The 21,553-nt window shown below is 73.8% G+C and carries 19 protein-coding genes; 9 read left to right on the top strand and 10 right to left on the bottom strand.

The window, feature by feature from the left end:
• Window positions 1-25 precede the first annotated feature (25 nt).
• On the bottom strand, window positions 26-1,351 hold the full coding sequence (locus D9753_RS20005) for an ABC transporter substrate-binding protein (RefSeq protein WP_163010740.1): 1,326 nt from the start codon (window positions 1,349-1,351) through the stop codon (window positions 26-28).
• A gap of 117 nt (window positions 1,352-1,468) precedes the next feature.
• Here D9753_RS20005 and D9753_RS20010 point away from each other — a divergent pair, with 117 nt between their 5' ends.
• Window positions 1,469-1,969, top strand: a complete 501-nt coding sequence (locus D9753_RS20010) for an SCO4402 family protein (RefSeq protein ID WP_121788235.1) — start codon at window positions 1,469-1,471, stop codon at window positions 1,967-1,969.
• Between the two features lie 61 nt (window positions 1,970-2,030).
• Window positions 2,031-2,915 (top strand): formyltetrahydrofolate deformylase, encoded by an 885-nt coding sequence (purU, locus tag D9753_RS20015; protein WP_121788236.1) that lies wholly within the window; start codon window positions 2,031-2,033, stop codon window positions 2,913-2,915.
• Between the two features lie 31 nt (window positions 2,916-2,946).
• On the opposite strand, the gene D9753_RS20020 is transcribed toward purU, so the two are convergent.
• Window positions 2,947-3,459, bottom strand: a complete 513-nt coding sequence (locus D9753_RS20020) for an EF-hand domain-containing protein (RefSeq protein ID WP_121788237.1) — start codon at window positions 3,457-3,459, stop codon at window positions 2,947-2,949.
• 180 nt (window positions 3,460-3,639) lie between these two features.
• Window positions 3,640-4,014 carry an STAS domain-containing protein gene (locus D9753_RS20025; protein ID WP_121788238.1) on the bottom strand — a complete coding sequence of 125 codons (375 nt, stop codon included), beginning with the start codon at window positions 4,012-4,014 and terminating at the stop codon, window positions 3,640-3,642.
• A 380-nt stretch (window positions 4,015-4,394) separates the two neighbouring features.
• Between D9753_RS20025 and D9753_RS20030 the strand changes: the two genes are divergently transcribed.
• The 3 genes from D9753_RS20030 (at window position 4,395) to D9753_RS20045 (ending at window position 7,652) form a co-directional block, all read left to right on the top strand.
• Complete coding sequence (locus D9753_RS20030; RefSeq protein WP_121788239.1) at window positions 4,395-4,913, top strand: RNA polymerase sigma factor; 519 nt, start codon at window positions 4,395-4,397, stop codon at window positions 4,911-4,913.
• Window positions 4,910-6,472 carry a maleylpyruvate isomerase N-terminal domain-containing protein gene (locus tag D9753_RS20035; RefSeq protein ID WP_394346735.1) on the top strand — a complete coding sequence of 521 codons (1,563 nt, stop codon included), beginning with the start codon at window positions 4,910-4,912 and terminating at the stop codon, window positions 6,470-6,472. The genes D9753_RS20030 and D9753_RS20035 overlap by 4 nt, the downstream gene beginning before the upstream one ends.
• 706 nt (window positions 6,473-7,178) lie before the next feature.
• Entirely contained in the window at window positions 7,179-7,652 is a 474-nt protein-coding gene (locus tag D9753_RS20045; protein ID WP_163010741.1) for an ATP-binding protein, read from the top strand.
• Between the two features lie 395 nt (window positions 7,653-8,047).
• On the opposite strand, the gene D9753_RS20050 is transcribed toward D9753_RS20045, so the two are convergent.
• Window positions 8,048-9,040, bottom strand: a complete 993-nt coding sequence (locus tag D9753_RS20050; RefSeq protein ID WP_121788242.1) for a GlxA family transcriptional regulator — start codon at window positions 9,038-9,040, stop codon at window positions 8,048-8,050.
• Between the two features lie 161 nt (window positions 9,041-9,201).
• Between D9753_RS20050 and D9753_RS20055 the strand changes: the two genes are divergently transcribed.
• A complete protein-coding gene (locus D9753_RS20055; RefSeq protein ID WP_121788243.1) occupies window positions 9,202-10,443 on the top strand; it encodes an MFS transporter in 1,242 nt (413 codons plus the stop codon).
• 15 nt (window positions 10,444-10,458) lie between these two features.
• On the opposite strand, the gene D9753_RS20060 is transcribed toward D9753_RS20055, so the two are convergent.
• The 3 genes from D9753_RS20060 to D9753_RS20070 all read right to left on the bottom strand — a co-directional run bounded on the left by D9753_RS20060 (window position 10,459) and on the right by D9753_RS20070 (window position 13,197).
• Window positions 10,459-11,646, bottom strand: coding sequence for a flavin-containing monooxygenase (locus D9753_RS20060; protein WP_121788244.1), 1,188 nt, complete (start codon window positions 11,644-11,646; stop codon window positions 10,459-10,461).
• A 151-nt stretch (window positions 11,647-11,797) separates the two neighbouring features.
• Entirely contained in the window at window positions 11,798-12,466 is a 669-nt protein-coding gene (locus D9753_RS20065; protein WP_121788245.1) for a pyridoxine/pyridoxamine 5'-phosphate oxidase, read from the bottom strand.
• A 113-nt stretch (window positions 12,467-12,579) separates the two neighbouring features.
• A complete protein-coding gene (locus D9753_RS20070; protein WP_121788246.1) occupies window positions 12,580-13,197 on the bottom strand; it encodes a LysE family translocator in 618 nt (205 codons plus the stop codon).
• Window positions 13,198-13,279: 82 nt separating this feature from the next.
• On the opposite strand from D9753_RS20070, the gene D9753_RS20075 reads away from it, so the two are divergent.
• Window positions 13,280-13,732, top strand: coding sequence for an Lrp/AsnC family transcriptional regulator (locus D9753_RS20075; RefSeq protein WP_121788247.1), 453 nt, complete (start codon window positions 13,280-13,282; stop codon window positions 13,730-13,732).
• Window positions 13,733-13,821: 89 nt separating this feature from the next.
• Here the strand turns inward: D9753_RS20075 and D9753_RS20080 are convergent, their stop codons facing one another.
• Window positions 13,822-14,457, bottom strand: coding sequence for a TetR family transcriptional regulator (locus D9753_RS20080; protein WP_121788248.1), 636 nt, complete (start codon window positions 14,455-14,457; stop codon window positions 13,822-13,824).
• Window positions 14,458-14,591: 134 nt separating this feature from the next.
• On the opposite strand from D9753_RS20080, the gene D9753_RS20085 reads away from it, so the two are divergent.
• Together D9753_RS20085 and D9753_RS20090 are read left to right on the top strand one after the other, a co-directional pair.
• The gene (locus D9753_RS20085; protein ID WP_121788249.1) at window positions 14,592-15,326 is read left to right on the top strand and encodes a VOC family protein; all 735 of its coding nucleotides are present in this window, start codon (window positions 14,592-14,594) and stop codon (window positions 15,324-15,326) included.
• Between the two features lie 169 nt (window positions 15,327-15,495).
• Complete coding sequence (locus D9753_RS20090; RefSeq protein WP_121788250.1) at window positions 15,496-17,847, top strand: outer membrane protein assembly factor BamB family protein; 2,352 nt, start codon at window positions 15,496-15,498, stop codon at window positions 17,845-17,847.
• Between the two features lie 232 nt (window positions 17,848-18,079).
• Here D9753_RS20090 and D9753_RS36610 read toward each other — a convergent pair whose 3' ends face one another.
• Both D9753_RS36610 and D9753_RS20095 read right to left on the bottom strand, forming a co-directional pair.
• On the bottom strand, window positions 18,080-18,253 hold the full coding sequence (locus tag D9753_RS36610) for a hypothetical protein (protein ID WP_163010742.1): 174 nt from the start codon (window positions 18,251-18,253) through the stop codon (window positions 18,080-18,082).
• A 196-nt stretch (window positions 18,254-18,449) separates the two neighbouring features.
• The gene (locus D9753_RS20095; protein ID WP_121788251.1) at window positions 18,450-21,416 is read right to left on the bottom strand and encodes an AfsR/SARP family transcriptional regulator; all 2,967 of its coding nucleotides are present in this window, start codon (window positions 21,414-21,416) and stop codon (window positions 18,450-18,452) included.
• Between the last annotated feature and the right edge of the window lie 137 nt (window positions 21,417-21,553).

Genomic DNA, 21,553 nt, shown 5'->3' on the forward strand with positions numbered 1-21,553 from the left:
GACGGGTCCCGGCCGCCGGGACCCGTCACGGCACGTCCGCGTGCTCCAGGGTCGACGTCATGTCGGTGATCCCGGTGCCGCGGCCGACGCCCTTGCGGGCCGCGACCAGCCTGCCGTCCCGGACGACCTGGAGGGTGACGTCGGCGTTGACCAGCCGCGGGAAGCCGACCGCGGCGAGCCTGCTCTCGTAGGGCCAGCGCAGGGTCGGGGTGAGGCCGCCGGTGGAGACGCGCAGGCCGCCGCCGAGGGTGTGCCGCACGGTGTCGGCGCTCACCTCGCCGCCACCGATCCGCTCCAGGGCGGCCCTGAGGACGGTGTAGGCGATCCAGGTGGTCTGCACACCGGCGTCCGCGGGATCGATGCGGTTGTCGCCGAAGGCCTCCTCGTTGATCACCTTCTTCATCGGGGCCCACCGCGGATCGGAGGCGACCGGGTACCAGCCGGTGATGTACGCCCCCTCGTAGGGGCCCGACGCCCCGCCGGTGGCATCGATCACGGTCTGGTCGACGCTGCCCAGCACGGTCGCCGTGCGCACCCGCGGGAAGTCGTCGCGGGCCCGCCGGAAGGAGTCCATGAAGGTGTCCGTGCGGTCCCCGAGCGCGGGCACCACACAGCCCTTCCGCGCCGTGTCCCCGGTCGCGTAACGCAGCGCCCGTTCGGCCTGGCCGCCGTACTCGGTGGCGTCCTCCGCGGCCGGCTGGTCGCCGGCGTCCGGGTGCCCGGCCACCCGCAGCCCCGAGTCGAGCATCGTGGGCAACTGGTCGCCGGCGATGCTGTCGGGCCGGACCAGGGCGACATTGCCGCAGCCGTCCGCGAGGGCCTCGCCGAGCCCGGCCAGGAGGGCGGGCTGGCCGCCGTTGACCGGGTAGGACATGGAGCCGGTGAACTCGTCGTTGGTGACGCCGTAGCCGCCGATGTAGGGGATGCCGGCGCCCTCCAGAGGGGCGAGGAAGGAGTCGCCGAACTGGCTGTAGGAGCCGACGACCGCGACGACGTTCTCGTCCGCCGCCCGCCGGGCGCACTTCGCCGCGCCCACGCTGTCGTTGTGGTCGTTGCAGGTCAGCACCTGGAGCCTGTGGCCGTGGATGCCTCCGTGCGCGTTGACCCAGCGGGCGTAGGCGCGGGCCATCGCCGGCATGCCGGGCTTGTTGGTCGCGTCGGTGTCCTGCGGGGCCCAGGTCATCACCTTGACGGGGTCGTCCCCGGAGCCCCCCGTGGCACCGGGGACGACCCCGCACGCGGCGGTCAGCGACGTACAGAGAGCCACGGCGCCCGCCGCGAGGGCGGTGGCTCTGACAGCACGGGACGGTACGGGAGGAAAGGTGCTGCGGGTGCGTCGCCTGCCGGTCATGCGCACACACGATTCCCTCACACCGCTAACCCGGAAGTGACCCACGGTCGACAAAGGGTGACGCCGGGATGAATTACGGGGGCCGGTGGGACCCGCGACGGGCGGAACGTACGATCGATGACCGTGCAAGGTTCGGAGAACACTTCCCGTCGCGGCCGTCGCTCCTCCACCATGGGCGGCATGCCCTTGAACGACATGCCGTGGTGGCGGTGGCGCAGCAACGTGCGCTCGGCGCTGCACATGCTCTCCGACCCGGTGTTCCAGCGGGACGTCTGGCTGGCCGGTGCGGACGGCTTCGGTGACGTCACCGACGCCGTGTACCGGCTGGTGGAGGACACCTGGCTGGACAACTGGTCCGCGGAGAAGTACGTCGGCACCGTCTTCCGCGACTCGCAGGAGGCGGCGCTCGTCGACACCGCCGTGCTGCGGGTGCTGCGGATCATGCACCAGGTCGGGCCGGACGCGCCGGTCGCCACGTACCTGGAGCATCCCGGGTGGCCGGAGGCGGTGCGGGCGGCGCGTGACGCGCACGTGCGGATGTCGGTGAGCGACGGGGACGACCCGGAGGCGCCGCCGAAGAGCCTGGACATCCTGCGCATCCAGACCCGCAGCGCGTAGCGCGGGTCCGGCTGGCGGACGGGCGGGGGCGGCGGGCCGCCGGTATGGGACCCTGTGGTGCATGAACGAGCAGTCCGCCTCCTCGGCCGCCGCGCCGGCCGACCAGTACGTCCTCACGCTCTCCTGCCCGGACAAGCAGGGCATCGTGCACGCCGTGTCCAGCTACCTGTTCATGACCGGCTGCAACATCGAGGACAGCCAGCAGTTCGGCGACCACGACACGGGTCTGTTCTTCATGCGCGTCCACTTCTCGGCCGAGGCGCCGGTGACGGTGGAGAAGCTGCGGGCGAGCTTCGCCGCGATCGGTGACTCCTTCCACATGGAGTGGCAGATCCACCGGGCCGACCAGAAGATGCGGATCCTGCTGATGGTCAGCAAGTTCGGGCACTGCCTGAACGACCTGCTGTTCCGGGCGCGGACCGGGGCGCTGCCCGTGGAGATCGTCGGGGTGGTGTCGAATCACACCGACTTCCAGGAGCTGGTGGGTTCGTACAACATCCCCTTCCACCACATTCCGGTGACGAGGGAGAACAAGGCGGAGGGCGAGGGCAAGCTCCTCCAGATCGTCCGCGAGGAGAACGTCGAACTCGTCGTCCTCGCCCGCTACATGCAGGTCCTCTCGGACGACCTCTGCAAGCAGCTCAGCGGGCGGATCATCAACATCCACCACTCCTTCCTGCCGAGCTTCAAGGGCGCGAAGCCGTACCACCAGGCGCACGCGCGGGGCGTGAAGCTGATCGGGGCGACGGCGCACTACGTCACCGCCGACCTCGACGAGGGGCCGATCATCGAGCAGGAGGTCGAGCGGGTCGGGCACGACGTGACGCCGGACCAACTGGTGGCCGTCGGGCGGGACGTGGAGTGCCAGGCGCTGGCGCGGGCCGTCAAGTGGCACGCGGAGCGCAGGATCCTGCTCAACGGCCGGCGGACGGTCGTCTTCGCCTGAGCCGCCACGGTGGCTACGGCGGCCACGGTGGCTACTCGGCGACCGTGAAGTAGCGCGCGAACGCCGGTACGATCTCGGCCTCGCCGATCCCGCCGTCGCCGTCGGTGTCGAGGTCGGCGGCGACCTGCCGGGCGACCTCCTCCGGCACGCGCAGCACCCGCAGCACACGCGCGGTCTCGGCGGTGCCCAGCCGGCCGTCGTCGTCGGCGCCGGCCACGGCCAGGGCCGCGTGCAGGAAGGGGCGGGCGATCTCGGCGAAGCGGCCGGGGTTGTCCCGCAGCCGCTTGACCGCCCCGGTGACGAATTCCTCGCGGGTGATGCGCTGGTCGCCGTCCCGGTCGGCGATGCCGGCCATGCCCTGCCAGAACGCCTCCGCGCCGGCGTACAGCGCCTGCCCCCGGTCGGAACGGGCGGGCACGGCGAACTCGGCGAGCAGGGCCTTGGCCGCCGCGTTGAAGTCCGCGCGGTCGATGGTGCCGTTGCCGTCCTGGTCGAAGGTGGCGAACCGGGCGGCGATCCTGCGCTCGTACTCGGTGCTGACCATGTCTGTTCGGGCCGCCTTATGTGGGGGTCGTCCATGTGGGCCGCGCCTGTCGGTGGGGCCGGCCTGGCAGGGAGCGTACGACGCGGGTGACCGCCAGGTGGCGGGAAACCGGCAGTTGTGCCAAGACCGGGGGAATTCCGCGACAACGATGTGGCCGAGTCACGCAGTCGTGCGGGCCGCTCAGGCGGAGAGGGGCCCGGCCTCGTCGTTGGTCGCCGCGTCGAGGTCGGGGTGGACGTCGAAGAGGCGCCGGACGCCGAGCGCGCCGAGGACGCGGTTGACGTGCGAGCCGTCCTCCGCGCCCCGGTCCGGCAGGATCAGCCGGAGCCGGCCCTGACAGGAGCGGATCAGCCGACGGGAGGCGATGAGCACGCCGACTCCGCTGGAATCGCAGAAGAAGACGTCCGAGAGGTCCACGACCAGGCTGTGATTGCCCTCGGCGACGACATCGTGCACCCGCTGGCGCAGCACCGGGGAGGTCATCAGGTCCAGTTCCCCGGAGACCCGGAGCACGGTCCACTCGCCCCGTTCGACGCCGGTCACGTTGAATGCCACGGCCCTGCCCCTCCGTTCGCCGGATCTCCCGGAACCGCCCGGAAACGGAAGCAGTTCCTGCGTTTCCTTCCGGGCTGCTGCCCAGCGGCCGTTCCCTGAAACGCCAAGCGGTAAACGGCAGATGATCGACAAGGGACTCATTTCGGTCACCATCGATCATGTTCGATCAGAGGCGCACGCGTTGGGCGTGAAGGATGTGTGAAGGGGGCACTATCACCTGCGGTGCTCCGGGGGGCGCACTTTGACACAGAGGGGCGTGCACCGTCAGACGTGCCGACTACATTCGGGACGGCAGGGACGACAGGCTGGTCGGGCCGGACACGCGCGAGGGAAGGGGACGGCATGGCCGGAAGGACGTACCACCCCGCTGGGACCGGAAAATGCAGCAGCGGCTCGCCCGCGGAGAGGCCGCGGCCCTCGGCGAGCTGTACGACCGGTTCGCCTCCCTCGTGCACGGCCTCGCCCACCGCGTCCTGGGCGCCGAGGAGGCCGCCGACGCCGTCACCCGCGAGATCTTCGCCCACGTCTGGGAACACCCCGAGACCTACGACCCCGGACAGGGTCCCCTGCGCACCTGGATCGCCGGCCTCACCCACCGGGCCGCCGTCCGGCGGCTGCGCGACCGGGAGGAACGGGAGCAGCCCCGGCCCGAGGAACTGGAGAACACCGTCCGCCGCGCCTCGGTCGCCGCCCGCGCCGATTACATCGTCCACTCCATGCCGGCCCCACTGCGCGCCGCCCTGGACCTCGCCTACTCCCGGCGCCGCGACTACCGCCAGACCGCGGCCGACCTCGGAGTGACCGAGGAGGAGGCCCGCCGCCGGCTCCGCCTCGGCCTCCAACTGCTGTCCACCGCCCACGACGCCGGGACACCGCCGGAACACGGAGGTGCGGCGTGAGCGGCGCGGACCGGAGCGAGGCGCACGACGGACACGAGGACCGCGGACCGGAGCAGCGGCACGCCCACGAGACCGACGGCGAACAGCCGCACGCCGCCGCCGACCCGAACCCCGGCCACCCGGCCCACGAGGGTGGGAACGCCGCTGCCGGCACGGACGCCGCTGCCGGCACGGACGCCGCTGCCGGCACGGACGCCGCCGCCGGCACGGACGCGGACGCCGGCACGGGGGACGCGTCGCCCGTCTCCGGTGGCGCCGACGGCGGTGCGGGGAGCGCGTCGCACGGCAACGGCGGTTCCGGCCCCGCCCGGCAGCCCCGGATACCCACACCCCGCGCCTCCGTCGAGGACAGCGGGCTCCGGCTGCCCGGCCCGGTGGGCCAGGCGCCCGCGTCGTCCGGCCTGTCCGGTCCGGCGGGGCACGCGCCCGCGTCGTCCGGTCTGTCGCACGGTGTCCTGAAGTCGCTTCTCGGTGCCTGGGCGCTGGCCGCCTGCTCGGCGGCGGAGACGGCGGCCGTCGAGGAGCACCTGGGCGACTGCGGCGGCTGCGCCGACGAGGCCCGCCGGCTGCGCGAGGCCGTCGGCCTGCTGCACCAGCCGGAGAGCCTCGACCTGAACCCGGCCCTGCGCACCCGCGTCCTGAAGAACTGCCTGAGCCGCCGGCCGCCGCGCATCCCGGTGCCCGACTGGGCGCTGCCCTACGACGCCGAGACCGCCCGCCTGGACGCGCTGCTCCAGGACTTCGGCGACGCGGAGTGGCACGCGCCGGTGCGGCTGCGCTGGTTCGACGACGACCGCCCGACCGGCCGCCGTACGACCGTCGCCGGGGTCATCGCGCACCTGCTGTCGGTCGACGGGCTGGTCGCGACGGCGCTCGGCCTGGAGGACCCGCTCCCCGCCGCGCCCGGGCACGGCGATGGCGTCACCGGCCCGGCCGGGCGCACGGAGGCGTACTGGCGGGCCTCCCGCTTCCCGCCGACCCGCACGGTCCGCGGCCCCTGGCGGGAGCAGAGCCACAACCTGGTGCGGACGGTGTCCTTCACGGGCAGCCACGCCGGTGGACTGCCGGTGGCGTACGGCGACTTCGCCCTGCCCCTGCACGACGCGATGCTGGACCGCGCCTTCGAGTGCTGGGTGCACGCCGCGGACATCGCGGAGGCGGTGCACTACCCGTACGAGCCGCCGGCCCCGCGCCACCTGAACCGGATGATCGACCTCGCGGCCCGGCTGCTGCCGGTGGTACTCGCCGAACGCCGCCGCGCGGGCCTGTCCGCACCGGGCGACCGGACACCCCACCTGGTCCCGGCCGGCGCCCCCGGACGCAGTCTGCGCCTGGAGATCGAGGGCGCGGCCGGCGGCGAGTGGCTGATCCCGCTCGACTCACCGGCGGCGGTGGGCTCAGCCGACCACGAGGTGGCCCATGTCGCCCTGGACGGTGTGGAGTTCTGCCACCTGGCCGCGGGCCACATCTCCCCGGAGGACGCCGCGGCGGGCCGGCGCGGCGACCGCCAGGCGATCAGAGACGTACTCTTCGCCACGGCAAGCCTGAGCCGGATGTGACAGGAGCCGGCCGGCGCGCCGTCCCCGTTCGCACCGCCGTGGCCGCGTCGGTCCGGAAGGGGGCCACGGGCGTTCTCGCCCGGCGGATCGACACCCCCTTCCGACCGCCACGATCGGAAGGTGGAGGGGCCGGGCGGGGGCGGCGGCCGGGGGTCGGTTCGCGGCTGCGGCGGGGGCGGGATGCCGAAAGCTTTGGCCTTTGATGTCGCGGATCGTGGCGTGTCGGCATCACAGAGCGTTGATACCGGGTTGTGTCCATACCGCGACTTGTCACGGCCTGGAGTCGGGCGTCCGCTCCGGTACCTTGTGTGGGATGCGAGTGGCTGCGCGGACGAGCCGGGCCGGTGATGCCCCTGGGGCGATGCCGGGCCGTGCGGTGCGCGCCGCTGCTGGCAGGGCGGTCGGGCCTTCGGCCGTCGCCTGTTCGACTCCCCGGCACGAGCGTCGCACAGTATGCCTCACGCGTACTCCTTCGCGCGGGAATATGCCCGAAGCGCTTGTTGGGGTGACTGTACGTCAACCATGCTGTCTCGCAAGGGAGTCACACAACGTGACCCCTGCTCTGGCCGTTGTCCTGGCCATGCAGAAAATGGCTACGATCGTGGCCCTCGTCGTGATCGCCGCCGCGGCTGACGCCGTGACGCGCGGCCGGCGTGGGGTCATGTGTCCGCCGGTTCGGATGGTGTGAGCGGTGCAGGTGCTTCAAGTGCAGCTGGAGATCCGGCCCGACCCCGCGGAGGTGGGACGGGCCAGGAAGTGGGCCCGCTCGCGGCTCGCCGGGTCGGGGATAACGGCCGACGAACCGCTGGCCGAGACCCTGATCCTGCTCGTCTCCGAGCTGGTGACCAACGCCGTGGTGCACACCGGCCGTCCGGCCGTGCTGCGCCTGTGCCTGCCGGGTCCGGTGGCCGGGAGGGCCGCGTCGGCCACGGTGCGGGTGGAGGTGGCCGACACCAGTTCCCGCGCTCCTGTGCCCCGTTGTGCCGGCGGTGACGCCACCGGCGGCCGCGGCCTGGCCCTCGTGGACTGTCTGGCCGACCGCTGGGGCTGGAGCCCCGACGGTGCGGGGAAGAGCATCTGGTGCGAGCTGGACCGCTGTTCCAAGCCCCGGGACAGCGCGGCGACGGCGTACGGGGGCGCGCTCTCCGCGTACGAGGGCTTCGCGTTCGAGGTGGTGTAGTCCCTCCGCGCGGTGGTGCGCCGGCGGTGCACCCGTGCGCGGGGTCCGCGCAGAGCGCGTGGACGGGCAACGCCCGTACCGGCGTTGACGTCAGCCCGTTGTCTGATCAGGCTGGTGGACGTCGATTCGCCGCGAGGGGACGGCGAGGGCCCGGGTGACGGCGACCCTCGTCGAGCGTGGGTCGCATCGGAGGGCGGCGCGCGCGGTGACGCTTGGGGGGCGCGCCGCCAACCCCCCTGCCGCCACGAGCGTGCCCCGCGCGGGGCCGGCATCCAGACGATCACCACCGGTGTCCCCGTGTCCCCGGCGACCGCCGACGGTGGGGGAGCGCGTCCGTCTTTTTACTCCACAGGCTGTGGATAACTTTTCGCCGTCCGGCGGAGCGGTGCTCGCGCTCAGATGCCGCTGGCCGCCCGGAACGTCCGCCGGTACGCCGTCGGCGTCACCCCGAGTGTCTGCAGGAGGTGCTGCCGCATCGACTGAGCCGTGCCGAAGCCCGCCTCCCGGGCCACCTGGTCCATGGACAGACCGGTGGATTCCAGCAGATGCCGGGCACGTTCCACGCGCTGCCGGGTGAGCCACTGGCCGGGACTGACGCCGACCTCCTCACGGAAGCGGCGGGTGAACGTGCGTACCGACATGGCCTCCCGCCCGGCCATGTCCCGTAGCTGGATCGGTTCGTGCAGCCGGGTCAGCGCCCACGCGCGGGCGGCGGCCGTCGTGGCCAACTGCGGATCGGGGACCGGGCGGTGGATGTACTGCGCCTGGCCGCCGTCGCGGTGGGGCGGTACGACCGTGCTCCGGGCGACCTCGTTGGCGACGGCCGTGCCGAAGTCGCGGCGGACCATGTGCAGGCACAGGTCGATCCCGGCGGCCACCCCGGCCGAGGTCAGCACGTCACCGTCGTCGACGAACAGCACGTCCGCGTCCACCCGGATCCGCGGGAACATCCGCTGGAGGTGTTCCGCGTGTGCCCAGTGCGTGGTCACCGGGCGGCCGTCGAGGTAGCCGGCGGCGGCGAGGACGTAGACGCCGGTGCAGATGGAGGCGAGCCGGGTGCCGGGGCGGATGCGGGCGAGGGCGGCGGCCAGGTCGTCGGTGAGCCGGCCCTCGTCGTGAACCGGGCCGCGTTCGTGCGACGCCGGGACGATCACCGTGTCGGCCGTGGCCAGCGCCTCGGGGCCGTGGGTGACGTGCACGGTGAAGTCGGCGTCCGTCTCGACCGGGCCGGGTGGCCGTACCGAGCAGGTCACGACCTCGTACAGGTGCCGTCCCCGCGCGTCCCGAGGGCGGCCGAAGATCCGGTGCGGGATGCCGAGTTCGAAGGGCAGCAGGCCGTCCAGGGCGAGGACGGCGACCCGGTGCGGCCGGAATTCCCTGGATGTCATGGCCCGATCGTAGCGAAGGCTGTCCTCCGGGCCACTCGTCGCACGCGCGCGAGGATCGGAGGCTGGGTGACGTGACTCGGACAAGCCCAGCCCCCGCCCCGGACGCCACCCCCGCCCCGGACGCCGCTCCCGTCCAGGCCCCGTGGGCCCGCCACCACCGCGTGCACCGTGCCTGGTTCGTCGCCGCCGTCACATTCGTCACGATCATCGGCGCGGCGGCCTTCCGTTCCCTGCCCGGCCTGCTCATCGACCCGCTGAACCAGGAGTTCGGCTGGTCGCGCGGCACGATCGGCGCGGCAGTCTCCCTCAACCTCGCGCTGTACGGCCTCACCGCGCCCTTCGCCGCCGCGCTGATGGACCGCTTCGGCATACGGCGCGTGGTCGCCGTCGCGCTCACCGTGATCGCGGCCGGCTCCGGGCTGACGGTCTGGATGACGGCGGCCTGGCAACTGTGGCTGTGCTGGGGTCTGCTGGTCGGCCTCGGTACCGGCTCCATGGCGCTGGCCTTCGCCGCGACCGTCACCAACCGCTGGTTCACCGAGCGGCGCGGCCTGGTCAGCGGCATCCTCACCGCGGCCTCCGCCTCCGGGCAGCTGATCTTCCTGCCGCTGCTGTCCCGGATCGTCGAGCGGCACCATTGGCGTCCCGCCGCGGTGACCGTCGCCCTTGCCGCGCTCGCGGTGGTGCCCTTCGTCTGGCTGCTGCTGCGCGACCACCCGGCCGACGTGGGCGTGGCTCCGTACGGCGCGCGGGAGTTCGTGCCGAAGCCGCCGCCCGTCACCGGCGCAGCCCGCCGCACGCTGACCGTCCTGTCCTCTGCCGCCCGGACGGGCACCTTCTGGCTGCTCGCCGGCACCTTCGCGATCTGCGGTGCCTCCACCAACGGGCTGATCCAGACCCACTTCGTGCCCGCCGAGCACGACCACGGGATGCCCGTGACGACGGCGGCCTCGCTGCTCGCGGTGATCGGCGTGTTCGACGTCGTCGGCACGATCGCCTCCGGCTGGTTCACCGACCGCTTCGAACCGCGCCGCCTGCTCGCCGTCTACTACGCCCTGCGCGGCCTGTCACTGCTCTTCCTGCCGATGCTGCTGGGTCCCGCCGTGCACCCGCCGATGCTCTTCTTCATCGTCTTCTACGGCCTGGACTGGGTGGCCACCGTCCCGCCCACCCTGGCCCTGTGCCGCGAGCGGTTCGGCGAGGACAGCGCCATCGTCTTCGGCTGGGTCCTCGCCTCCCACCAGATCGGCGCCGCCCTCGTCGCCTACCTCGGCGGTCTCGCCCACGACGTCCTCGGCTCGTACGACCTGGTCTGGTACGCCTCCGGCACCCTGTGCGCGGCGGCGGCCCTCATGTCCCTGGTCATCCGCCGCCGCCCGGCCGCCCTCCCGGTCGCCGCGTGAGGGCGCCCGGCGGGGTCACCCCCGGGCGGGAAGGCTCCTGGCGACGGCCCGCGCGATCCTGCGCGCGTCGATCGCCAGCTCCCGCAACATCCCGCTGATCGGGTTGGTGAAGCCGGTGAAGTACAGGCCGGGCGCCTGCGCGGGCGTACGGCCGCCGTGCACCACCGGCCGCCCGCGTTCGTCCAGCACCCCGAGGTGCCCGACGAGCCCCTCCAGCGCCCGGACGTACCCGGTCGCCGCGATCACCACGTCGGGTGTGATCCGGCTGCCGTCGGCGAGGACCACCTTCCCGTCGTCGAACGCCTCGACGGCGGCGACGATCTCCACCTTGCCGCCGCGCACGGCGTCGGTCAGGCCGACGTCCTGGACCGGGATCGCGCCCTGCCGCACCCTGCTGTAGAGGCCGGTGTCCGGGCGCGGCAGCCCGTGCGCGGAGAGGTCGGGGGTGCTGAGCCGGGTCACCGGACCGGCGAGCCGGTCCACGAGCCGCACCGGCAGCCGCCGGACCAGCACGCCCGTGTACTGGGCGGCCCAGCCGAGGGTCGACCGGCGCAGGATGTGCGGCGCCGTGCGCACCGCCAGCCGCACCCGCGCGGCCCCGCCCTCCACCAGGTCGACGGCGATCTCCGCGCCGGTGTTGCCGATGCCGACGACGAGCACGTCCCGGCCGGCGTACGGCCCGGCGGCGCGGTACTCGCCCGCGTGCAGGAACTCCCCGGTGTACGTCCGGCGGCCGGGCCAGTCGGGGACGCGCGGGGTGTGGTTGTGGCCGGTCGCGACGACCACCGCGGTGCCGGTCAGCTCCCGTCCGCCGGAGGCGTGCAGCAGCCAGCCGGTGCCGTCCCCGGTCCGCTCGACGCGGTGCACCTCCACCCCGGTGACGATCTCCAGCCGGTGGTGTTCGGCGTACTTCTCCAGGTAGCGCACCACGTTGTCCCGGGCCACCCAGCGCCCGAACCGGCGGGGGATGGCGAGGCCGGGCAGCGCGGACAGCCGCCGGGTGGTGTGCAGCCGCAGCCGGTCGTAGTGCCGGCGCCAGGAGGCGCCCACCCGGTCGGACCTCTCCAGCACCACGGCCCGTACGCCCCGTGCCCGCAGCGCGTGGGCGGCGGCCAGGCCGCCCGGACCGGCGCCGATGACGTAGACCGGGCGGTCCGCGGGGGTCGGCGGGAGAGGGGCGGGGGAGGGGCGGGAGACGGCCATGAGCGGGAGCGTAATCACCCACCAGGTTGATGGGTCTCGGTCAAGACCGGAATCGGTTGCGGATTGATCACGGCGCCCGGCCCGCGGCGCGCCCACGGCCGCCGGCACGCCCCGCCCGGTGGACCCCCGGCTCAGTGCCCGGCCGGCGCCCTCAGGGCCACAGCAGGCCCCTGCTCCAGCCGAACCCCGTGCTCCGGTACTCCAGCCGGACGTGCCGGCGTCGCGCGTCCCCCTGGAAGAACTCCACCGTCTCCGGGCGGACCCGGTACAGCGTCCAGGTCGGCGACGGCTCGTCCGGGTTCTCCCGTGCCCTCTCCCACGCCGCCTCCGAGGCCTCCCGCAGCTCGGCCGCCGAGGACAGCTCCTCGCTCTGCCGCCCGGTCAGCGCCGCGGCCAGCGCGCCGGTGGAGCGCGCGTGCAGATCGGCCTGGCTCTCCGGCGACGGCGCCGCCGCCACCGGCCCCCGCAGCCGTACCTGCCGCCCGAGCACCGGCCAGTAGAAGGTGAGGGCGGCATACGGCCGGGCGCCCAGGTCGCGGCCCTTGCGGCTCGTGGCGTGCGTGGCGAAGGACCAGCCGTCCGCGTCGGCGCCGTGCAGCATCACGATCCGCGCATCCGGCCGGCCCTCCTCGTCCACGGTCGCCAGCGACATGGTGTGCGGCTCCGGCTGCCCCGCCGCCACCGCCTCCGCGAACCAGTCCGTGAACAGGGTCAGCGGTGTGGGAGGTGCCGTGTCCGGGTCGAAGGGACGCAGCTCCGTCACCCCGGGGTCCCAGACGCGCAGCGAGCGGAGGAGTACGTGGAGATCCTTTTGTGCCATGGGGCGAGTATCACCGGTGGACGCGGTCTCACTCCCGCCCGACGCCACTGTCCCCGATGCCTCGCGCCGCGGGCCCGGGCGCCGCCGTCCCCGGGGCCCCGGGCGCGGGAACCCTAGAGCGTGGCCAGCCGTTCCACCAGCAGCAGGGCGCCGATGCCCAGCATCGCCGCGCCGGAGGTGCGGGTCACCGCGCGCGCCGCCGCGGGGCGGGCGGTGAGCAGGGTGCGGGCGAGGACCCCGACGCTGAGGTAGACGGCCGCGCAGCACGCCATGTGGAGCAGCCCGAGTGCCGCCGTCTGCGCGGGGACGGGGAGGTGGGCGCCGCGCAGGGTGAGGAACTGGGGGAGGACGGAGAGATAGAGCAGCAGGCCCTTGGGGTTCAGGCCGCTGATCGTCGCGCCGCGCAGGAACGGCCGCCCGGCCGGCGGGGGCCCGTCGGCGGCGCCGGGGGCCGCCGGGCGGCGCAGGACGCCCCAGCCCAGCCACAGCAGATAGCCGGCGCCGGCCACGGTCAGCGCCGTCAGCAGCCGGGGGGAGCCCGCCACCAGCACCGCGAGGCCGGCCGCCGCCAGGGCCGTGTGCAGCGCGTATCCGCAGACCAGGCCCGCCACCGCGCGCGGGACCGGGCTGCCGCGCAGGGCGCCCGCGATGACGTACGCCCAGTCGGCGCCCGGCACGCACACCAGCAGCAGGTCCACGACGAGGAAGGAGAAGAGCAGTCCCGAGTCCATGTCGGGGACATTAGGCCCGAATGGCCCGAAAGTGTTCCCGAAGTTTGCCCATGATCGCGAGGTCTGAGCAAATATCTTCTTCATGGACGATGTGGACCGGAAAATCCTTGCCGAGCTGCAAGAGGACGGGCGGCTGACCGTGACCGAGCTGGCCGCCCGGGTGCGGCTGAGCGTCTCGCCCTGCCACCGGCGGCTGCGCGAGCTGGAGCGGTCCGGCGCCATCCAGGGTTACCGCGCGGTGGTGGACGCGACGGCGCTCGGGCTGAACTTCGAGGCACTGGTCTTCGTGTCCATGCGGCAGGAGGACCGGGACACGGTCGCCGGGTTCGAGCGGGCGGTCGGTGAGCTGGAGCATGTGCTGGACGCCCAGCGGCTCTTCGGGGAACCGGACTATCTGCTCCGGGTCGCCACCGCCGACCTGGCCGCCTTCCAGCGGCTGTACGACGAGCGGCTGGCGACCCTGCCGGGGGTGCAGCGGCTGACGTCGACACTGGTGATGAAACACGTGGTGCGGGACCGGCCGTTGCCGGCATGACGACACAGGCGGTGGTTCACCTCGGGTGAACCACCGCCTGCCGGACAGGACATGGGCCGGGACATAAGGAGTGGCATAAGGAGTGGGCGCTACTTGCTCGGCTTCCTGCCGGTCACGCCCAGGTGCACCAACAGCGCCAGAGCGGGCTTGAGTTCGGCCGCCTTCACGCCCCAGGGCGAGGGGCCCTTCTGGTGGCCCGCGACCGCCGCGAGCATGGCGACCAGCGCACCGGCCACCGCCGCCGGGTTCACGTCCTTGTCGACCCTGCCCTTGGACTGGAGTTCGGCGATGGAGCCGGCGAGAGAGGTGTTCACCGAGTTCAGGATCTTCATGCGGATCTTGTGGAACCGTTTGTCCCCCTCGGCCGCGCCGAGGTCGATCACCCGCAGGATCGCGTCGTTGCGGCGCCAGAACTCCAGGAACCCGTCCACGAGTTCCTGCGAGGTCTGCCAGCCCGACCGGCCGGCCCAGGTGCGTCCCCCGAGCAGTTCGGTCAGCCCCGTGCCCTCGGCCGCCATCTGCTCGGCGACCTCCAGGACGGCGCCCTCGACGTCCGGGAAGTACTGGTAGAAGGTCGCCGGCGACGTCCCCGCCCTGCGGGCGACATCGATGACCTTGACGTCCCGGTAGGGGGAGGAGCTGAGCATCTCGCTGAGGCAGTCGAGCAGCTTCTGCCGGGTCGCCTGCCCACGCCGGCCGGCCACGCGGCCGTCGACGGTACGCACCTGTCCTGTCATGTCGTCAGCTTACCGAGGGGTGATGGGAGCGCGATTCGGCCGACTGCAAATGGGGTGCGCGGGGGGATCGAGGGTGGCGTGCCTGGTCTGCGCGCTGCGCGCGGCCCGGTTACTTTGACCGCATGGCCGAAAACAGGGCATCCAGGAACGAAGAGGTGTACGGGGAGGGCGTCCCCTGCTGGGTCGACGCCCAGCTACCCGACGTCGAGGCGGGCAAGCGGTTCTACGGCGGGCTCTTCGGGTGGACCTTCGAGGAGGCCCACGGTTCCGCCGTGTGGGCACGGCTGGACGGCGGCCTCGTCGCCTCGCTGGCCCCGAAGTCGGACGGCCGCATGCCCACCGTCTGGACCGTCTCCTTCGCCACCTCCGACGCCGAGGCCCTCGGCCGGCGGATCACGGCGGCCGGCGGGCAGGTGGTCATGGCCCCGTTCCCGGTGGGCGACCTCGGGACCGCCGCCCTGGCCGCCGACCCCGAGGGCGCGGTGTTCGGGCTGTGGCAGCCCGGCACCCACCGCGGCTTCGACCGGCGGCACGAGCCCGGCACCTTCGTCTGGGCCGAGCTGTACACCCGGGACACCGCCGGCGCCAACGCCTTCTACGGCGGCCTCTTCCACGACGCCCTGTTCGGTGGCGGCGCCGAACCCGACTTCGGCCGCGCGGAGGTCACCGAGGTGTTCCCCGCCGAGATGCCCTCGCACTTCCTCGCCCATTTCCGGGTCGCGGAGCTGGCGGACTCCCTGGGGCTCGTGGGGCGGCTCGGCGGGCGGGTGCAGGCGCCACCCTTCGAGGCGTCGTACGGACGCGTGGCCGTGGTCACCGACAATCAGGGGGCGTCGTTCGCGCTGCTGGCGCGCTGACGCGTCCGCTTTGACATGAGACACCCCGATATCTGACCGGGTTCGCAACCAGCCGCCCGGCCAGGAAGAATCGGGGTGCGTGCCGCCATGGCGGTGCGGTGGTGAGACGCTGCACTTCGGTCGCGTACATATGTGGGTGGCGCGGCTCGTACGGGGAGGTGGCAGGCAAGTGGTGGATCAGCTTACGCAGCACGATCCGCGGCGGATCGGGCCGTTCGAGGTGCTGGGCCGGCTGGGGGCCGGCGGCATGGGGCTGGTCTATCTCGCGCGCTCGGCGTCCGGCCGGCGCGTGGCGATCAAGACGGTGCGCACCGAGCTGGCCGAGGACCAGCTCTTCCGCGTCCGCTTCACCCGCGAGGTGGAGGCGGCCCGCGCGGTCTCCGGCTTCTACACCGCGGCCGTGGTCGACGCCGACCCGCGCGCCGCCGTGCCCTGGCTGGCCACCGCCTACGTGCCCGCGCCCTCGCTGGAAGAGATAGTGAACGATTGCGGGCCGCTCCCGGCGCAGGCCGTGCGCTGGCTCGCGGCGGGCGTCGCCGAGGCCCTCCAGTCCATCCACGGCGCGGGCCTGGTCCACCGCGACCTCAAGCCGTCCAACGTCCTCGTCGTCGAGGACGGCCCCCGGGTGATCGACTTCGGTATCGCCTCCGGTGTCTCGAACACCCGGCTGACGATGACGAACGTCGCCGTCGGCACCCCCGCCTACATGTCCCCGGAGCAGGCCAAGGACTCCCGCAGCGTCACCGGCGCCAGCGACGTCTTCTCGCTCGGCTCCACCCTTGTCTTCGCGGCCACCGGCCACCCGCCCTTCCACGGCGCCAACCCGGTCGAGACCGTCTTCATGCTGCTCCGCGAGGGCCCCGACCTCACCGGCCTCCCGGACGAACTGCGCCCGCTCATCGACGCCTGCATGCAGATGGAGGCCACCGGCCGCCCCAGCCCCGCCGACCTCCAGTCGCAGCTTGCCCCGCACCTGTTCGGCTCCGGCTCCGACGACAGCGGCACCGCCTCCGCCTGGCTGCCGGAGAAGGCGGTCGCGCTCATCGAGACCCGCCGCGGCGGCCGTACGGCCGTCAAGGCCGCCCCGGTCGCCACCGGCGGACCCCGCAGCGGTGGCCGGCAGGCCGTCCCCCCGCCGCCGCCCTACGACCCCCCGGTCCCGGCGTCCGTGCCCACCCCGGCCGGAGCCCCCGACACGGGCCCGATCCGGCTGGCCGGCGCCCAGGTGCCCATCGGCCCCGGCCCCCGGGTCGCCGACGCCCGCGCCGCGGCCGTCAAGGCGCCGCCGCCCGAGGCCGGCCTGGTGGCCAGTTGGTCCCGGCCCCGCCCCGGCGTGGCCGGCGCCGACCCCGCCGTACCGCCCGTGCCGCCGTCGCCCCCGGAGACCTCGGGTGGCTGGCGCCCCTGGCGTTTCCGCATGTCCAACGACGTCTGGGGCACCCCGTCGGTCGACGGCGACCTCGTCTACGTCACCTCCTTCGAGGTGCACGCCCTGGACGTGGCCACCGGCCGCCGCCGGTTCAAGACCCGGGACGTGGCCTGGTCCATGGCGGTGGCGGACGGCCGTGTCCACGCCTCCGACGGTCCCACCCTGTTCGCCCTGGACGCCCGCGAGGGCACCGACCTGTGGCGGCTGTCCACGGACGCGTGGGTGTACTCCCTGAACGCCGACCGCGGCACCGTCGTCACCGGCACCCGGGGCGGCGGCGCGCAGGCCTGGGACGCGGTCAACGGCCAGAAGCTGTGGGAGATCACCGGCTGCCAGACCGACTTCGAGTCCCCCGAGGCGGGCCCGGTCGTCCACGACGGCACGGTCTACGTGTGGCAGGACGCCCGGCTGCGCGCCCTGGAGGCCCGCACCGGCGAGGAACGCTGGTCGTACCCCATCGGCGACGCGGCCTCCTGCGGCGGCGTCCCCGTCCGTCTCGCCCCGGCCCCCGACGGCTGCGTCTACCTCTCCGCCGGCACCCGGGTCCTCGCCGTCGAGGCGGCGAGCGGCATGGTCCGCTGGCACTTCGAGGCCCCCGCGGTCTTCCTGTCCCCGCCCGCGTTCGCCCCGGGCCCGGCCGTCACCGGCGGCGGCGTCTACCTCGCCGACTACCTCGGCACGGTCTACGCCCTCGACGCCGCCGACGGCCGCGACCGCTGGCGCATCGCGACGGAGGCCCGCTCCTCGGTGGAGCCCGTCCTGGTGGCCGCCGGGCACGTGCACGTCGGCAGCGGAAAGGGGCTGTACACCCTGGACGCGGTCACGGGCACGCCCAAGTGGCGCTTCCAGGCGGGCGGTGACGTCGTGGGCGCGCCCGCCGTGGCGGAGGGCCGCATCCACTTCGGCTCCACCGACCACCTGCTGTACACCCTCAAGGCCGACGACGGCCGGCTGCGCTGGAAGCTCGCCACGGGCGGTGAGATCACCGGCTCGCCGGTCGTCCGGGACGGGGTGGTGTACGCGTGCAGCAAGGACCGGTGCGTGTACGCGCTGGACGCGGAGAAGGGCACGGGGACCGCGCGGACCGCGTAGCGCGCGACGGCCGTCGCACCGGTGTACACGGAAGGGCTCCGGACGGCGGCCGTCCACGGCCGACGCTACCCCCGCCACCCGGCCCCCGCCAGACGGCACGCCCCCCGGCCGTCCCGCCCGACGGCGCGGCGCCGGTGGTTCCCGGGAACCACCGGCTTCCGGACATGCCTCGGCCGCGACGGCTCCCCCTCCGCGCCGCCGCGGCCGATTCCCCCGTCGGATGAGAGGCCGGTCAGACCGTCTCGTCGGTGGCGTGCGAGTTGTCCGGCGTGGCCTCACCGGTGGTCCCGTCACCGGAGACGGGGCTCAGCTTCACCGGCTGGATGGTGGCGTGGCTGTTCAGCGTGGTGATCTCGGCCGCCTCGGTGTTCGCCGCCGCTGCCTCGGTCGTCTGGTTGTCGCTCATGACTTCGCTCCCCTGAAAGTTCTTGCTCCGTGGCCTGGAAGGCCCGTCCGGCACTCCCCCGAGTGCCACCGGACGGGCCTTCGGGCCGCTACACCTTACGGTGTGGCCGCTCGCCGGCCCGCGTGCCCCCCGACGTGACGGATCGACAGCACGAGAGTGCCCTGAGGCGATAAACGAACGATGAACGCGCCCGGCTTCAGGCGAGGGCACGGGGCTGGAGAAGGGCCCTGACCTCCCCGGCCTCCGCGGCCTTCAGGGCGTCGAAGATCTCGAGCGCCTCCTGCCAGCAGACCTGTGCCCGGCCGGGCTGCCCGATGCCGGTCAGGGCGCGACCCAGCACGGTGAGCACGTTCCCGCGCCGCCAGTCGCCCCCGACCTCGCGCAGGAGGGCGAGCGCCGTCTCGGCATCGGTCGCCGCCTGCGCCGGGCGTCCGGCCGCCAGGGCGAGTTCCGCGAGCCGGAACAGTGACATGCCCTCCCACAGACGCTGCCGGCTGTCCCGGAACACCGAGAGCGCTTCCTCCAGACGCTCCGCGGCCTGCTCGTACCGGCCGCACTGGGTGAGCGCGAGCCCCAGCGCGTACCGCCCGTTGGCGCCCTTCAGGGCGTGCCCCATGTCGTCGTACATGTCGGTGCCCTGCTGGGCCAGGGAGACGGCGCTGCGGGTGTGTCCCATGGCCAGCCGGATCCGCGAGAGGTTGCACAGGGCGCTGGCCTCGCCGGGGCGGTCCGCGCAGGAGCGGAAGCTGTCGATGGCCCGGGTCAGGTGCTTCTCGCCGTCCTCGAACCGGCCCTGGTACAGCGCGATGATGCCCAGCATGTTGGAGGCCCAGCAGCAGGGGAGGGGGTCTCCCGTCAGGTCCGCGAGCCGCAGCGCCTGGCCGGCCTCCTCGTCGGCGAGTTCGAACCGGCCGGTCAGATGATGGGCGTTGGCCAGGGTGACGAGGGCGCGTGCCTCCGCGTGCCGGTCGGCCGCCGCCCGTGCCGCGGCGCGGATGGAGTCGCCGGTCGCCTCGTACTCCCGGGAGTTGGCGCCCGACTCGGTCAGGTCGATGGCGGCCCACAGCAGATCCACGGCGCGCCTGAGGCGGCCGGGAGCCGTGGACTGCCGCACGCACGCCAGCAGGGTCGTGGCCTCCGCGTACAGCCAGTCGCGGGCCTGGTGCCGGTCGTCGAAGGCCAGCCCCGGGTACGCCGTGGCCTCCCGGTGGTCCACCAGCCGGTCCCCGGGCCGTTCGATGGCGTAGACCCCCGCCGCCGTCGCCAGGTAGAAGTCCAGCAGTCGGGACAGGGCCGCCTCCCGTTCGCCCGGCGGTTGTTCGTCGCGCTCCGCGCACGCCCGGGCGTAGAGGCGGACCAGGTCGTGGAAGCGGTAGCGGCCGGGTGCCGCCGACTCCAGGAGGGACGTGTCCACCAGGGACTCCAGGAGGTCCTCCGTGTCGTCCGCGGGGAGGTCCAGGACCGCTGCCGCCGCCGCCAGGGAGAGGTCGGGGCCGTCGGCGAGGCCCAACAGGCGGAAGGCGCGGGCCTGGGCGGGTTCCAACTGGCCGTAGCCCAGTTCGAAGGTGGCCTTCACGGCGAGGTCGCCGGCCTGGAGCTCGTCCAGACGCCGGCGTCCGTCGGCGAGCTTGGCCGCGAGGACGGACACCGTCCAGGTGCGGCGGGCCGCCAGCCGGGAGGCGGCGATGCGGATCGCGAGGGGGAGGAAGCCGCAGGCGGCGACCACGTCCAGCGCGGCCTCGCGTTCCGCGGCCACCCGTTCCTCGCCCACGATCCTCGTGAACAGGCACAGGGCCTCGTCGGGGGACATCACGTCCAGGTCGACCAGGTGGGCCCCGGCGAGGTCGAGCATGCGGACCCGGGAGGTGACCAGGGCGGCGCAGCCCTCGGTGCCGGGCAGCAGGGGCCGTACCTGGGCCGCGTCCTTGGCGTTGTCCAGCAGGACCAGGACCCGGCGGCCGTCCAGGACCGAGCGGTACAGGGCCGCCCGTTCCGCCGGGGAGTCGGGGATCGCGGAGTCGGCGGTGCCGAGGGCGCGCAGGAAGGAGCCGAGGACGGTCTCCGGTTCGGCGGGGCGGGGGCCCGCGCCCTGGAGGTCCACGTACAACTGGCCGTCGGGGAAGGCGGTGCGGGCGCGGTGGGCCACGTGGACCGCCAGGGTCGTCTTGCCGACGCCTCCGATGCCGGCCAGCGCCGACACCGCCATCACCCGGCCCTCCGTCTCGGACGCCGAGGAGAGCACCTCGCCCAGCTCCGACACCAACGCGGCCCGGCCGGTGAAGTCGGGCACGGACGCCGGGAGTTGCGCCGGGCGGACGGACACCGCGGCGGGCTCCGCCACGGGCGCCGAGGGCTCGGCCAGGGCCGGGTCGGCCCGGAGGATGCGCTGCTGGAGTTCCCGCAGGCCGGGACGCGGGTCCACGCCGAGTTCCTCGGCCAGCAGGCGGCGGGTGTCGGCGTACACGGCGAGGGCCTCCGCCTGCCGGCCGCTGCGGTACAGGGCCAGCATCAGCAGCTCGCGCAGGCGTTCGCGCAGCGGGTGGGCGGCGGTCAGGGCGGTCAGTTCCGAGACGGCCTCGGCGTGGCAGCCCTGCTCCAGGTCCATGTCCAGGCGCGCCTCCAGCAGGCCGAGGCGCCATTCCTCCAGCCGGGCCCGCTGGGCCTCGGCGTAGGGGCCGGGGACGCCCGCGAGCGGTTCGCCGTCCCAGAGCGCCAGTGCCCTGTTCAGCAGGGTGCGGGCGTGGGCGAGGTCCCCGGCGGCCCGGGCCTTCTCCGCCTCCGTCGCCAGGTCCTGCGCGACCGTCGCGTCCAGGGCGCCCTCGCGCAGCCCGCGGACGGCGTAGCCGCCGGACTCGCTGACCAGCACGCCGGGATCCAGGCTCTTGCGCAGCCGGGACGCGTACGTGCGGACCGCCGCCAGCGCCTGGGACGGCGGCTCGGACCCCCACAGCGCGTCGATGAGTTCCGCCGCCGTGGCCGTACGGCCTCCGCGCAGCAGCAGGGCGGCCAGCAGGGCGCGCTGCTGGGGGGAACCCGTGCTGAGCGCCTCCTCGCCGCGCCAGGCCCGTACCGGGCCGAGCACGCCGAAGCGCAGCGGGGCCGCCTCCGCGGTGGCCACGGAGCCGGCGCACCGCTGCTCGGGTACTCGCGGCCGACCGTCCATGCGTTCGTCCCCCTCGGCATCACGAACAACCCCGTCAGTTTGCCTTGTTCCCAGGGGTTGCGTCAGCCGTGGGAGACGCCGATCACAGGCGACGGGTTCCGGTGCACAAGGCCCTCACACGGTCTCCGCATCCGGTC

The sequence above is a fragment of the Streptomyces dangxiongensis genome (assembly GCF_003675325.1).
GTDB lineage: Bacteria > Actinomycetota > Actinomycetes > Streptomycetales > Streptomycetaceae > Streptomyces > Streptomyces dangxiongensis.